13 protein-coding genes and 1 other annotated feature are annotated in these 15045 nt (G+C 33.4%); of the genes, 4 read left to right on the forward strand and 9 right to left on the reverse strand.

The window, feature by feature from the left end; translation table 11 throughout:
• Window positions 1-83: 83 nt before the first annotated feature.
• Entirely contained in the window at window positions 84-1187 is a 1104-nt protein-coding gene (gene proB / locus CQZ94_RS08770) for a glutamate 5-kinase (protein ID WP_142395789.1), read from the reverse strand.
• Window positions 1188-1332: 145 nt separating this feature from the next.
• Window positions 1333-1543, reverse strand: a binding site (T-box leader).
• 415 nt (window positions 1544-1958) lie between these two features.
• Here proB and proC point away from each other — a divergent pair.
• Complete coding sequence (proC, locus tag CQZ94_RS08775) at window positions 1959-2777, forward strand: pyrroline-5-carboxylate reductase (protein ID WP_105585076.1); 819 nt, start codon at window positions 1959-1961, stop codon at window positions 2775-2777.
• Window positions 2778-3306: 529 nt separating this feature from the next.
• Here proC and desA read toward each other — a convergent pair.
• Entirely contained in the window at window positions 3307-4338 is a 1032-nt protein-coding gene (gene desA, locus CQZ94_RS08780; RefSeq protein ID WP_105585077.1) for a Delta(5) desaturase DesA, read from the reverse strand.
• Window positions 4339-5023: 685 nt separating this feature from the next.
• Here desA and CQZ94_RS08785 point away from each other — a divergent pair.
• The gene (locus CQZ94_RS08785) at window positions 5024-5614 is read left to right on the forward strand and encodes a hypothetical protein (RefSeq protein WP_105585078.1); all 591 of its coding nucleotides are present in this window, start codon (window positions 5024-5026) and stop codon (window positions 5612-5614) included.
• A gap of 593 nt (window positions 5615-6207) precedes the next feature.
• On the opposite strand, the gene CQZ94_RS08795 is transcribed toward CQZ94_RS08785, so the two are convergent.
• The 7 genes from CQZ94_RS08795 to CQZ94_RS08825 form a co-directional block, all read right to left on the reverse strand.
• Window positions 6208-7326 carry an ABC transporter ATP-binding protein gene (locus tag CQZ94_RS08795; protein WP_105585079.1) on the reverse strand — a complete coding sequence of 373 codons (1119 nt, stop codon included), beginning with the start codon at window positions 7324-7326 and terminating at the stop codon, window positions 6208-6210.
• A gap of 61 nt (window positions 7327-7387) precedes the next feature.
• Entirely contained in the window at window positions 7388-8095 is a 708-nt protein-coding gene (locus CQZ94_RS08800; protein WP_105585080.1) for an HAD family hydrolase, read from the reverse strand.
• Window positions 8088-9515, reverse strand: coding sequence for a CehA/McbA family metallohydrolase (locus CQZ94_RS08805; protein ID WP_105585081.1), 1428 nt, complete (start codon window positions 9513-9515; stop codon window positions 8088-8090). The genes CQZ94_RS08800 and CQZ94_RS08805 overlap by 8 nt, the downstream gene beginning before the upstream one ends.
• A gap of 89 nt (window positions 9516-9604) precedes the next feature.
• Window positions 9605-10966, reverse strand: coding sequence for an extracellular solute-binding protein (locus tag CQZ94_RS08810; RefSeq protein ID WP_105585082.1), 1362 nt, complete (start codon window positions 10964-10966; stop codon window positions 9605-9607).
• 25 nt (window positions 10967-10991) lie between these two features.
• Window positions 10992-11810 carry a carbohydrate ABC transporter permease gene (locus tag CQZ94_RS08815; protein WP_105585083.1) on the reverse strand — a complete coding sequence of 273 codons (819 nt, stop codon included), beginning with the start codon at window positions 11808-11810 and terminating at the stop codon, window positions 10992-10994.
• 10 nt (window positions 11811-11820) lie between these two features.
• The gene (locus CQZ94_RS08820) at window positions 11821-12687 is read right to left on the reverse strand and encodes a carbohydrate ABC transporter permease (RefSeq protein ID WP_070143670.1); all 867 of its coding nucleotides are present in this window, start codon (window positions 12685-12687) and stop codon (window positions 11821-11823) included.
• A 163-nt stretch (window positions 12688-12850) separates the two neighbouring features.
• Window positions 12851-13639 (reverse strand): DeoR/GlpR family DNA-binding transcription regulator, encoded by a 789-nt coding sequence (locus tag CQZ94_RS08825; RefSeq protein ID WP_105585084.1) that lies wholly within the window; start codon window positions 13637-13639, stop codon window positions 12851-12853.
• Window positions 13640-13986: 347 nt separating this feature from the next.
• Between CQZ94_RS08825 and CQZ94_RS08830 the strand changes: the two genes are divergently transcribed.
• Both CQZ94_RS08830 and CQZ94_RS08835 read left to right on the forward strand, forming a co-directional pair.
• Window positions 13987-14469, forward strand: coding sequence for a DUF2975 domain-containing protein (locus CQZ94_RS08830; protein ID WP_105585085.1), 483 nt, complete (start codon window positions 13987-13989; stop codon window positions 14467-14469).
• 10 nt (window positions 14470-14479) lie between these two features.
• Window positions 14480-14707, forward strand: a complete 228-nt coding sequence (locus CQZ94_RS08835) for a helix-turn-helix domain-containing protein (protein WP_105585086.1) — start codon at window positions 14480-14482, stop codon at window positions 14705-14707.
• Window positions 14708-15045: the final 338 nt, after the last annotated feature.

Genomic DNA, 15045 nt, shown 5'->3' on the forward strand with positions numbered 1-15045 from the left:
TAAAATTTGAGAGCCGTTTAACTCTAGTAATGCACTATCATCTAAATCTTTCCTGCTTATTAGAATTAGAGCGCTCTCTATTCTTAAACTGAAACCCAATGATCCCTATGGATAACTTCATAACTATGCCTTTCGCCTCTTGCTTGAATATCATGGCTCTGCATACCTTTTAGATCCCTCAGTTCCTCTGCACTATATCTGCATTGTCCTTTTCCTATTACGTGCCCTTGTTGCGTAATTACTTCCACGACTTCGCCCGCTTGGAAAAATCCTGACACATTAGTAACACCAGCAGGAAGAAGACTCTTTCCATGCTGAATGATAGCAGTAGCCGCCCCGGCATCTATTTCAATTTGTCCGCTAACAAGCGAATGCAAGGCGATCCATTGCTTGTTCATCTTAATCACTTTTTGAGGAGCATTCCCGATATACGTTCCATCACCTTTGCCCTTCAAAACATCTAAAAACTTCTCCTGTCCACGTCCTGTTCCGATAAATACACTCACCCCAAGAGATAGTGCCGTCTTTGCAGCATCGATTTTTGATTTCATACCGCCAGTCCCAAGTTTTGAGCCAGCATCTCCTGCCAGAGAAGCAATTTCTTCCGTTACCTCAGGAAGGAAATGATATTTTTTTGCATCCGTATTTTTCTGAGGATTTTGGTCATATAAACCGTTCACATCGGTAAAAATCATGAGCATATCTGCCGAAACAAGTCCGCTTACTAAAGATGACAGCATATCATTATCACCGAACGTCAGCTCTTCTAAAGAAATGGAATCATTTTCATTGATTATAGGAAGAGCGGAACGGTTTAATAGCTCTCCTAAAGTAGCGTAAGCGTTACTGTATTGTTCTTTTCTAGAAAAATCACTTCTCGTTAGTAAAAGTTGTGCAGTAACGATACCATATTTACGGAATTCCTCCGTGTACGCCTGCATTAATAAACTTTGCCCGACAGCGGCAGCAGCCTGTTTCCCTTTAATTGTCACAGGTCTACTAGGATACCCTAGAGCAGAAAAACCTGCAGCGACTGCCCCAGATGTAATTAGCAAAATTTCATGCCCTTCCTCTTTCAATCGTGCCAATGCGGCAACGTGATCTGAAAGTTGTTCTTTACAGATGCCTCCATGACTTGCTGCCAAGGAACTGCTCCCAATCTTTACAACAATTCGTTGTTTTCTCACTTTTGTATCCCCCAAGTCTAAAATCAAAGGTTTTTATAAATTACACTTTTATTTATACAGTTTGCAGCTCTGTCTATCCTCTTCAGTGCTGCACCTATAGTATTAAAGAGCAAAATAAAAATGACCGCTTCGCCCTTAATAAAATAAAAAGGACGAAACGGTCATTGTTCCGCGGTACCACCTTAATTGATATACATAGATATCCACTTGGCGCCTATAACGCAGGCGTACGCCTAAACTTTCATTTAAGACTCGGGGATAGGTTCGATACTTTCTATACGAGGAATCTTTCAGCCGGTGAATTCCACTCTCTTTCGCAAGAAGACATATGTACTAGTTCCCTTCAACGATTTTCAATTTAATTTTTTATATTATGCTATATAGTTCGTTTTTGTGTCAAGAGGTATTTTGCAAAATGAATATGATGACAAGTTTCTTGTATGAGATTATGGACATACTGGATGATAGTGAAAATTGATATAACTATACTCATATTCATAAACATAAAATCTTTTAAAAAATCTCTCCTGTCATTCATGCGATTAATAACATATATTGTTCTCCATACCAAGGTATATAACATAAAATCTTTAAATATAATGCGTGTACTTACATAATGTCGAATATAATTTATTTTTATATTTTGTATTGCAAAAAGGCACACACTCTCTTAAAATGTTTCTTTATATTGCATGGAGATATCATTATTATTTTAGAATAACAATATCAGACCGATATAATTTATGATAAAAGGAGCCAGATTGAGTTATTATGGACAAACAAATTGGATTCATCGGATGCGGAAATATGGGAATGGCTATGATTGGCGGGATGATAAACAAAAATATAGTGTCTTCAAATAAAATCATTTGTTCAGATTTAAACACTACTAATTTAAAACATGCTAGTGAAAAATATGGACTAACTACAACAACTGACAACAATGAAGTAGCTAAAAATGCTGATATTTTAATTTTATCAATTAAACCAGACCTATACGCATCAATAATTAATGAAATAAAAGAAGTGATTAAAAACGATGTTATCATCGTAACGATCGCTGCAGGGAAAAGCATTAAAAGTACTGAGGATGCCTTTCATAAAAAGTTAAGGGTTGTAAGAGTAATGCCTAATACACCTGCTCTTGTTGGAGAAGGAATGTCTGCGTTATGTCCTAATGAAATGGTGACAGAAAAAGATTTAGAAGATGTACTAAACATTTTTAATAGTTTTGGTCAAACAGAGATCGTAAGCGAAAAATTAATGGATGTTGTAACTTCTGTAAGTGGTTCTTCGCCAGCATACGTATATATGATTATAGAAGCGATGGCAGATGCTGCTGTACTAGATGGTATGCCAAGAAATCAAGCATATAAATTCGCAGCTCAAGCTGTGTTAGGCTCTGCAAAAATGGTACTAGAAACAGGAATGCATCCAGGTGCATTGAAAGATATGGTTTGTTCCCCAGGCGGAACAACAATAGAAGCTGTAGCAACATTAGAGGAAAAAGGCTTACGAACAGCCATCATTTCAGCTATGCAGCGTTGTACGCAAAAGTCTGTTGAACTATCTAGGCAAACTAAAAAGTAATAAATAAATCTAATGAAACCCACTTTAAATACATTCACATATCTTTAAACAGTTTTAGACTATATGCACATTTCATTTACATACTCCTCCTTTTTCACCAATAACTGAACGGACAAATTCAAGGATAATTGAGTTTGTCCGTTTCGTATTTTGTTATTCTAAAATAATTTTGCTGTTCTTATTATCATTTATTTCATAGCGTAATACCCTTTTATTATTAAGGTAACATCATTTTCATATGTATTTGCTGCAGATTGTATTAAGTTTTAAATCATACGTTTCTTGTAAGACATGATGCACACCAGATGAAATATACTCAGAGACTAAGTATAATATCTATTGAAAAAAGTAATATCAATCGCCTCAAATTGTTAACATAATATTTTTATCGTCCTCTTATATTAATACCTACTATTTCCTAATCCTCCGCAATTACAATTTAAATCATTTAAGTTTTGCATCTACTAGTCAAACAAAGACTCCCCTTAAATCGAAAATGGTTAAGGGGAGTCAGTCATATATGATGAAGTTATAGTTCTGATTTTACTGGAATAGAAACATTGTTTTTCACTAAATTTTTGACGTCTTTAAAGCTAACAAAATTGTTGTTTTGCTCATCCCAAAGACGGAAACGGATTGACCGCAAACTTGTAGCAAGAGTAATCGTTGGTACATTTTTTAAAGGAATCGTATTATTGTGTGCCTCTTCTAGTTTATAGTTAGGTACTCTTGGACTTAAATGGTGAACATGATGAAATCCAATATTACCAGTAAGGAATTGTAAAATTTTAGGTAGTTTATAGAAAGAACTTCCTTCCACTGCCGCTTTCACATATTCCCACTCTTTATCTTCTTCAAAATAAGAGTCTTCGAACGTGTGCTGTACGTAAAACAGCCAAATACCTACTGAACCTGCTATTAAGAATATAGTACCATGCACTAAAAGAAACGATTGCCATCCGAGTGACCAGCATAGTAACCCTACTAAAGCAACGATTAGAACATTCGTCAAATAGGTGTTCATGCGTTCCTTCTTTCTGGCACCTTTTCTGTTAAATCTATTTTTAAGTAGGAAAACATAAATCGGACCTAACCCAAACATAACCAATGGATTGCGATATAAACGATATGCTAAACGGAGTCTAAATGGCGCTGCTAAATATTCATTCACTGTAAGCGTCCAAATATCTCCTGTACCTCGCTTATCCAAATTACCACTTGTAGCGTGATGAACGGAATGTTCATGCCCCCATTGATCAAATGGGAATAAAGTTAAAACACCCATACATGTCCCTACTATTCTATTTACACGACGACTTTTAAAAAAAGAATGATGGGTACAATCATGAAAAATAATGAAAATCCGTGTCATAAATCCAGCGGCTAATACAGCTGGAACTAATGCTAACCAATAAGAAACGGACAAACTTTTATAAGCAAGGTACCATAAGATAATAAATGGCACTACCGTATTGATGATTTGCCAAACACTTTTTTTTGCCGTTGATTTTTCAAAAGGAGCAACTTGTTTTTTTAAATTTTTAGTATTTTGTAAGGTCATTTTTTCTAATTCCTTTCCTTTATGTTGCTAATTCGTATTATAACACATTATTAGTAGTAGGTGTTATACGCAGGTATAATAAATATTTTATACTATGAAAATCTCTTTTTTCTTACTCATTCCTTACAAATTGCTTACGTCCAGAATAGCTTCTATTAATGCTAGCCTCATTATCTTTTTACGAAGATTCTTCATTGTTGTACCTCCATAAGCTGTTTTCAACATCCTCAATGTAACATTCGTATGTAAACAAGGATTTTATTTTACATAACATTTACGCAAGCTTATATTTATTCTTTTTTGTTATTAATTCCCCATTGTCACGAAACTAACAATAACCAGTTTTCTAAAACGTTAAAAAACGAATAACATACACAATGAACGTAATGTTCACTTGTTGCAACTGATTTTACCGGAACTGGATCTATTTTATGAAACAAATCAAATTACATTTAAAATAAAAAACTAGTCTATTTTGAAAACTTCCCTCACTTTTATTTAACTGTTATTCTATATAAAATATAAAAATTTAATGTCCGTTTATTTAATTTCAAACCTATGATATATTCAAAATATTAATCATCACAAAGTTAATAAAATGAAAACAAGGGCAATTTATGAAAAAACATATATTATATTCATACTAAAATCACATAGTTTTTAGTATAGAAAGGAGATTCAAAATTTGAATAAGAATTTAACCAAAATTACATTAATAAGCGGTATCGCTCTTATACTTTATCATTTTTTCAAATGGTATTTAGTTGAATTCCTTACCCCATTTGTTATGCCATTTCTTTCAATAATAGTTCATGGATTGTTTTTCTTAATATTAATTTTCACAATCATACATCTCATCAAATACAAAAATTGGAAACCGTTAATTATTCAACTAATCATAGTAATTACTTGGATATGTATACCATTTAATGCGATTTATATAAATTTAGATTTTATTATCTATAAAGAAGACCGTGAAAAAGTTATAGCACTTATAGAACATAAAGAGTTAACTCCTAATGTTCATTATGATAGTAGACAAATTCATTTACCTAAACAGTTTGCATCCACTTCCAAAAACGGTGGGGATGTAATTATTCAACAAAATAAAAATGGTATTTCTGTTTTCTTTTTTACTTATCGTGGTATATTAGATAATTTTTCAGGATTTATTTACACACCAAATGATACTAGACCAAACAAATACGACTTTAATAATGAATATAAAGAAATCACAAAAATAGAAAAACACTGGTATTATGTCACATCATATTAAAGAACATAAAACTTTTCTTTTAATTATATTAAAAACATACCGTATTATAGAAAGGGAATGCTTGTATACTATATACTGATCTATACTGCATTCCCTAATTAGGCCCGACACGAATTCTTGTCGTATTAGCTCATTCAAGGTGATGCAAATTTTTTACAAGTGATACATCTTTTTTATCATATACGTCGCTTTAACACAACTCAATATAGAGGTTGCTTTTTAAATGACTCGAATCTTAACATAGGAGTAGCATCACACATCCATCAACTTAAGAATTTTCTCGTTTTGGATTATTTGTTTTTCTCGGCTTGATTGTGACAGGGCACTGCCAACAAAAAGGCTAAGCGATCTTTTATATAAAAAAACCGATTTCCTGTAATCTAAAGGATAATCGGCCGTGTTACTATGCATTTATTTGTAGTAGTTGAAGAAATTCTAAAGGTATAATCATATTAATTATTATCTATAAAGTGAAACTTTAATCAGAGGGGGGGGTCCATCCCCCTCTGATTATTAGTTGAACCAATCGGGCTTTTACGGGCAGTTATCTCCCACCTGACTTCCTCGTATTCACCGAATTTTGAGGTGGGAGTTTACTGCCTGTTAATGCGGGATAAAATAATTCGCTTCTCAGTTTTAGAGTCGAAATAATGAACTTTATCCATATTCAAAACTAGATCTATATTAGATTGACTTTGCACATCTAAAGATGTGTCCACACGTGCAACAAAAGATTGTCCATTAATGTTAGAATATAGATATGTTTCTGCTCCCATTAATTCTGCTACATCAATAGATACCGTTACTTTTGCGTTATACGGTAAAGCCTCGATTGCTTTTCCATAATAAAAGTCTTCCGGACGTATTCCTATTATGATTTCTTTATTCACATAGCCCTTATTTCGCAAGCCTTTCATCTTCTCTTCCGGCACTTCAATTTTCCACTTATCAATCATAACTGCATTTTCTTTTAATACTCCTTTGAAAAAATTCATTCCAGGAGAACCAATGAATCCTCCAACAAATACATTCTCTGGATTATCATACACTTCTTTCGGTGTACCGACTTGTTGTACAATACCATCTTTTAGCACAACTAAGCGCGTTGCCATCGTCATAGCTTCTATTTGATCGTGTGTAACATACACAGTTGTTGTTTGCAGCTGTTGATGTAATTTTGTAATCTCAGCACGCATTTGAACACGCAACTTCGCATCTAAGTTTGATAAAGGCTCGTCCATTAAAAATACCTTTGCATTTCGAACAATCGCTCGGCCTAAGGCAACACGCTGGCGCTGCCCACCTGAAAGTGCTTTTGGCTTCCGGCTTAAATACTGCTCAAGCCCAAGAATTTTTGCTGCATGTTGCACACGTTGGTCAATTTCTTCTTTACTATATTTTCGTAGTTTTAATCCAAACGCCATGTTTTCATAAACACTCATATGCGGATAAAGCGCATAATTTTGAAATACCATTGCAATATCTCTATCTTTCGGTGTAACATCATTTACACGCTTTCCATCAATATAAAAGTCGCCCTCTGAAATCTCCTCAAGTCCTGCAATCATACGTAATGTTGTAGATTTCCCACACCCTGAAGGGCCAACCAATACGATAAATTCTCCATCATTTACTTCTAGGTTAAAATCTTTTACGATTGTCACATCATGATCATATTTTTTGTAAATGTTTTTGAATGATAGTTGAGCCATAATATCCTCCTAGAATTCGAGCTATGTTTATATGTTCTATTTAAAATATTCAGTAAACAGTTTATAAGATCTTCGAAATATCCTTCATACTGTCTAAAATATAATCCGCTTTTCCTTCTAAATCTTTCTTCCTGCTCGCACCCGATAAGACGCCCACTACTTTAATATTACTATTTCTTGCAAATGTAACGTCTGTTAATGTATCACCTACCATAAGCACATCTTCTTCAGTAAGTGAAAATTTTTCTTTAAACATATGATAAAAATCACTTTCAGGCTTTGTTCTATTCACACCATCATCTGCACCTAAAAAATCTACGTAATCATATAACTCAGTCATTTTCAGAGAATGAATAGCTGCATCAACATCATCTGCCGTAACAACCCCAATAATATATTCATTGTCTTTTAAATATCGTAACGTTTCCTTTGCACCTTCCACTTCTGTAAATACAAGATCATCTGCTGTAGAGTACTTTTTGAATAGAAGACATACATTATGAATAAAATTATCTTTATCCACATGTTGATTTTCTAGCAACGAATACCATGCAGCCGCAATAAAGTAATTTGTGCGACAAGCTAGTAAACTCGTACTCTCAAAATCGTTATCATTCATACCAATAATCGTTAAGTAGTCATCTCGTTTACTTTCTTCATTTGGATACGTTTGAAATATATCATCTAACACACGATGCACAATTTTGTACCAAACTGAATCTAACTGTATTAATGTTCCATCTTTATCAAAAATAATCGCTTTATTCACCTTTTATTCCCCCTATAACTTCATTCCATGTTTTCATATTTTTATACTGAACTTTATTATGAATAGGATTAATAAACGCTACTAATTCGTCCTCTTCCCATCCCTCAACTCTAGCGTACGCCCCTTCATTTAAAGAGAATGCAAAGGTTATGTCGCTGCCGTATTCTTTTTCAATCGTTCGTCCATTTATAAGTAGTCTCCACTCACACGGTTTATCTGTTTGAACGTTATAAATAATATTTCCTTTAGCCTCATCGCCGACATAAATCGTTTCACCTTCGTTTTGAATATCTATCGCTAGTTTTCTAAATCGAGAGAAATAAATTCTTCCTTTTTGAATCGCAAATTTTAAGTTTTTAATAGATAAACCGTTACATAATACATATGTTCCTGGATCACCGTAAATTGATGGTTTTTTTGATCCCGGGAATGTTTTAGACGGATGTAAATGAGAATCACTTCCTCCTATCCCCCAGATTTTAAGACCATTTGACCACATTTGATCGAAACAACGCAAAGCTTCTAAAGTAGATGATTTACTTTTTTTATAAGTTGGATCACACATAATTTCCATCGTATGAACATTTTCTAAGTTAATATTAACTTGGTTCGCCCAAGGCTTCATAAATGGATGATTCACACTCAATAAATAACCTTTTTCTTTCATGAGTGAAAATAGTGCATTCATTTTTTCAGCGCTAAATGATTCATCTACATACTCTGTAAAATCAACGAATTCTCTTATACCAAATATGTTGTAATGACCGAAAGGAGTTGTAAGTTCCATAGATGGTATAATTAATGTGTTTCCTTTTTCATAAGATGGCATAACGATATTATGCTCCGTCGCATATAAAAAATCTAATTCTTGTTTTTCACATACTTTCATTCCAAGTTCATCATCTATCTCGCCATCTGTTAAATCTGTATGTTCATGAAAATCCCCTTTGTACCAGCGATGTTCTTCATTTACTACCTTATTAAAACGGTCATCATCGATAAAAACATTTCCCTTACAAAAATGCTCTCTATTATACTTTCGCTCCAACTGATCATTCACTTCTATATTTACTGTATAGTCAACTTTTTCTCCGGTAAACTTTACTACTTTCTTTGCACAATGAGGGATATACACGACTTCTAATTCCCAATTACCTGACTGTATTTCTCCTCCAATACAACCAGCGGAACAAAACTTTGAATCTTTCGAAACGACTAATTTTTCATTTATAATTGGCGTTTGATATTGTATACGTACATAACCGTTAGGATCTCTCAAGATTAATAAAAGCGGAATTTTTCGGCTATCCCCTTGATCAATTGTTAATGTAAAGTTTGTAATATCAGTTTCATCCATTTGGAAGCAATGTTTATTTTTTACGAATGGAGAAAGTGTTATCGTACTTGTTATTTCGATCATAGTTCTCACACCTTTTTAAGTTTTAATGAAGGTATTTTAGAGGCACTTCCTTCGTTCAAAAGCACCTCACGTTCGTACTGCAAACAGGTTTATTTCTTCTTTTTCAGCACTTTATCTAATTCTTCTTGCGCAACTTTAGCTGCTTCATCTAATGCTTTCTTTGCTGGAACTCCTTCAATCTCTACTTTATCTTTAGCTACATTTAAAGCGTCATTAATTTTCCCGCCCGTTGGATCTACAAATGGTCCCACTCCATTATTGTTTGCTTGTTCTAACGGAACTAATGCTTGTGGTTGTTTTTTAACAAATTCAGCATATGGACCGTACTCTGTTACATTGTTACGAACAGGGATATAGCCTGTTGCCATGGACCATTCAGCCGTTTTCTCAGTACTTGTCGCAAATTTCATAAAGTCATATGCACCTTTTGCTACTTCTGGGTCAATATTTCTCGTTAATGTGAATAAGTATGTTTCTAATTTTGGCGCTGGTTTATTATTCCCCCAAGCTGGTTGAGGTAATGCTTCAAAAGTGTTAAGACGTTCTTCTTCCGTCATTCCTTTACCTAATGATTTAAAAACAAATGCTTGGTCACCAGATGATCCTGTGAACCCTAATGTTCTACCTTCGACTAAATCAATTACTGTTTTATCCCAATATTCCCATCCAGTACCACCTGAATGTATTTTCATAATTTTATCTTCATGAAGCCATGTACGGAATTTCTCCCATACCGTAACCCAAGTATCATCGTTAATTAATACTTTTTTACCATCTTCACTTAATACATTGCCACCAGCACTACGGACTGCATCAATTAAGTTTGACGTCCCCCACATTGGCATCCAGCCTGCATATGAAACATTTCCGTTTTCACCACGTTTTGCGACTGTTTTTGCTACCTTTTCTACACCTTCCCACGTCTTTAAATCATCTTTTGTAAAGCCATTTTCCGCTAATGCTTTTTTATTATAATAAAAGATTTGTGTTGTACCGTAAAACGGAATTCCATATAACTTCCCGTCAATTGTTGCTTGCTCCATAAAACCTTTTCCATAATCTTCTTTTTTAAAATCCGTATCATTTTTAACAGATTCATCTAAAGGTACGATTAACTGTTTTTTAACATATTCTTGAATGACGTCTGAACCTAGTAATGCGATTGCTTCTTGGTTATTCGCTGCAAATCCACTTTGTAGCTTTTGATAAGACTCATCGTAGTTACCTGCTTTCGTCGTTTTCACTACATATTTGTCCTGACTTTTATTGTATTCTTCCACGATTTTGTCTACACCATCTGCAAGCGAACCACCTACTCCATTAATGAATGGAACAACAACCTTCTCGCCTTCTTTACTTGCTTTAACCGTACTTCCTTTACCGCCTGAACAACCCGCAAGTGCACTAACAAACAATGTTAAAACTGTTAGAAGCATGAATATTTTTTTCATCCCACATATCCCCTTTACTATTTAATTACCCCTTTATTCCTGAATCAGTAACACCAGATAGGAACCATTTTTGTAGAATTAAAAATACGATTAAGAGCGGCACTGTTGCGATTGTACTTGCAACCATAATGTGTGACCAATCTCGTCCTAAAGAACTATTAATGAAATAATCAGCAATTCCATTCGTAATTAACTTTTGTGTATTATCTTTCAAAATAAGAGCTGGCCAGATGTAATTATTATAGTTACCAATAAATGTGACCAATCCTAATGTTACAAATGATGATCGTGTCATCGGAAAAATGATTTTCCAAAGAATTCGCCAATCACTCGCTCCATCAATTTTGGCTGCTTCTACTATTTCAAAACCAACTTTGTGGAACGTTTGTTTTAAATAGAAAATACCGAATACGCTAACAGCCATAGAAATCATGTATCCAAAATGTGAATCAAGTAGACCAAACTTCCCTAACATTACATATACAGGAACATACGATACAGCTCCAGGAATCATATAGGTTGCCATCACAACACTAAATGTAAGATTTTTACCTTTAAACTTATAAAATGCCAACATATAAGCAAACAGTGCAGATGAAACAAGCACATATATAGTAATGATGAAAGATGTATAAAAACTATTAAATAAATATGTGTTAAATGGTAGTATGTCTAATACTTGCCGATAATTTTCCCAGTGAAATTCTTTAGGCCAAAAACCTCCTTGTAATACTTCACTAGATGTTTTAAACGAGCCAAGTACCATCCATATGAACGGAAAAACAAATAGTATACTTGATAATGCTAAAAAGAGATGCTTTACGATTAATGGACCTTTTTTCATGTTATTCACCTTAATAGTTCACCCACTTATCACCTATTATTTTGTTAATAACAGATAGTAAAATTGTAATGATTAGTATGATAAATGCGATTGCTGTTGCAGATCCCATATCAAATTGTTCAAACCCTTGTTGGAAGAATAAATAAAGTAACGTACGCGTCGAACCACTAGGTCCACCTTGTGTTAAAATTTTTATTTGATCGTAAGCCTGCACTGAAGAAATTGTATTGACAACAACTAAAAAGAAAGTTGTTGATGAAACCATTGGCAATGTTACATATCTAAATTTCTGCCATGAATTTGCTCCGTCAATACTAGCTGCTTCATATAAACTATCTGGAACTTTTTCTAATGCGCCAATATAGAAGATCATCGTCCAACCAACTAATTTCCAAACTGTCACAATAATGACTGCTAACATCGCTGTTTGACTACTCTGAAGCCAATCCAAACCTGGTATCCCGAAAAAGTTTAGAACTTTATTAATAACTCCAAATTGAGGTTCATATAAAAGTGACCACACAATGGATACAGCTATTGTTGGCGTTACCCAAGGTGAAAAAATCATTAATTGGTACAATGCAGAACCTTTGAATTTATTTCGGAAGAATAATGCGAATCCTAAACCTAATGCAATCGTCGGAATGACTGTTCCAATTCCGAAATAAAACGTATTTAGCAATGCTTGCATAAAAGAATCTTGTGTAAATAAATTGAAATAGTTTTCTAAACCAACAAAATTAAAATCATTCGTCATAAAATCCCAATCAGTAAAACTAATACCTAAACTAATGAAATTCGGAATAATCCAAAACAATATTAGAGGTATTCCAACTGGTATTAAAAAGAACACAGCTTTTGATAGTTTTATTTGCATTCTTGCCACCTCCTAATTCATATTGTACGAGTATATTATTAACACAATGTTGTTAATTTGTTAACTAATTGTAAAAACAACAAATTAACAAAATAAAACAACATATAAACAAAAAAGACTATTTCTTATCTACTAAGAAATAGTCTACTTTAAAATTTTATTTCTATACTATTATCACTTCAATCCCATTACTTTTTAACATATTTTCCCACTCTTCATCAAGCTTAGCATTTGTATATAATGCATCTATGTCACTAAAACTCCCGCTTTTATAAAACTTTGTTAAATTAAACTTTGACTCATCTACCATCATTACAACTTGTTTGGCATTATTCTTTAACTGCTTATATATTTGTGCATCTTCAATATACGAACATGTTAGTTCTTTTTCTAAAGAAATTCCGTCACACGAAGCAAATAACTTATTAACAGTGAAATGGTCAAGATAGTTTAACGTCATTTCTCCAGACAATGCTAATGAATTTGTATTCAATATTCCTCCAATGACTATTAACCTGCAATCAAAGGAATCATATTGTTCTTTAAGCTCAATAATTTTATTTACAGCTGGTATCGAGTTTGTTAAAATCGTCAAATTCTTTTTATCGTGTATGTAATCTAAAATTTGCATTGTGGTTGTCCCAATTTCAATTGCGATAATATCATTATCTTCTACGAGTTTACTTGCTTCCATTGCAATTTTTCGTTTTTCTTCAATATTCTCAGCTCGACGTTTATCAAAATGAAATTCTAGTGTTTGATCTTTTTTCTTAATTGCACCACCATGTATTTTCGTAAGTTGCCCTTCCTTGTGCAACATATCTAAATCTCTTCGTATCGTTTCTGTTGTAACATTTAATACCTTCGCTAAATCATTTACCATAACTCGGTTGTACTTTTCTAACTCATCTAGTATGTGTTTTCTTCGTTCAAATTGCGTGTACGATTTCATTTCATTAACACCTCTTCAAATTACGAAAAATATTGATTTTCTAAAAACTCTTATTATAAGAAAGACTTAATCGTTACTTTTAACATAACATCATTTACAGAAAGAAGGAACGATTATCTTTACTATATTTCGTCAAAGGAACAATGATATATACCACCTTGTTATATTCATCATACTTTTTTATTACAGGAAGTCGCCCTTTTTTATAAAGAGCAGTACTTTTTATTTTTATCTGAAATTCAAATTTGCTTAACAATAAAAACACGATTATAATAAATAAAAATTTATTGTTAAACGATAAATTTCATGTTAGATTAAATAGATAATTAATAAATGAGGTGCTTTATATGAAACAAGGATCAACACTCTTTTTAAAGACAGCTATTATTCTGATTGGAATCCCTGTTCTTGCTTTGTGTATATTTTTAGTTCCTAACATAGGGAATTATGCAGCGGAATTGTATCCCGATATTGCATATATAAAATATCTTATTTTAATCAATCTGTATGCAACGGTGCTACCTTTTTATTTTGCTCTGTATCAAGCTTTTAAACTTGTAAGCTTCATTGACAAGGGTAACGCCTTCTCGAAATTATCTGTTAGAGCTTTAAAAAAGATAAAAAACTGCGCAGTAACAATCAGTATTTTATATGTGGTAGGTATGCCACTCTTCTATCTTGTGGCGGAAAGAGATGATGCACCTGGTATTATTATACTTGGCATGCTCATGATCTTTTCTTCAATGGTTATCGCAGTCTTTGCTGCTGTTCTCCAAAGACTTTTAAAAGATGCGATAGATATAAAATCAGAAAATGATTTAACGGTCTGAGGTGAATAACATGGCAATTATCGTGAATATTGATGTAATGCTAGCGAAAAGAAAAATGAGTGTAACTGAACTTTCAGAGAAAGTTGGAATTACTATGGCTAACCTTTCTATATTAAAAAATGGAAAAGCAAAAGCAATTAGAATTTCAACTTTAGATGCTATTTGTAAAGCATTAGAATGCCAACCTGGGGATCTTTTAGAGTATAAACCTGAAATCTCTGATGTAGATCATGAATAAAAAGAGTACCCGCCATTAGGTACTCTTCAACAAATAAGTATGGCGCTCCAAGTTCCACCTCATATGATAACTCGTCCCACGAATTCATCATATGTTTGTCTTATTAGAATGTTCACTGGTTTAATGTGTAATTTCTATATAACAAAGAAAACATACTAAACTAAGAATAGTAGTGCAGACCAAGGCATTTGGTTGCACTACTATTTTTTATATAGTAGAAGTGAAGAAAAGATCGTGGGTGCTTTTGGATTCTGAATCCGTAAAAAAGCTGATCTTCTTCACTTACCTTATTTGAATCAGTTTTTAGCATGTTGGTCCTCGAGATCGTGTATAAGAAA

Source organism: Bacillus sp. MYb209 (genome assembly GCF_002975175.1).
In the GTDB taxonomy this organism is placed as follows: Bacteria; Bacillota; Bacilli; order Bacillales; family Bacillaceae_G; genus Bacillus_A.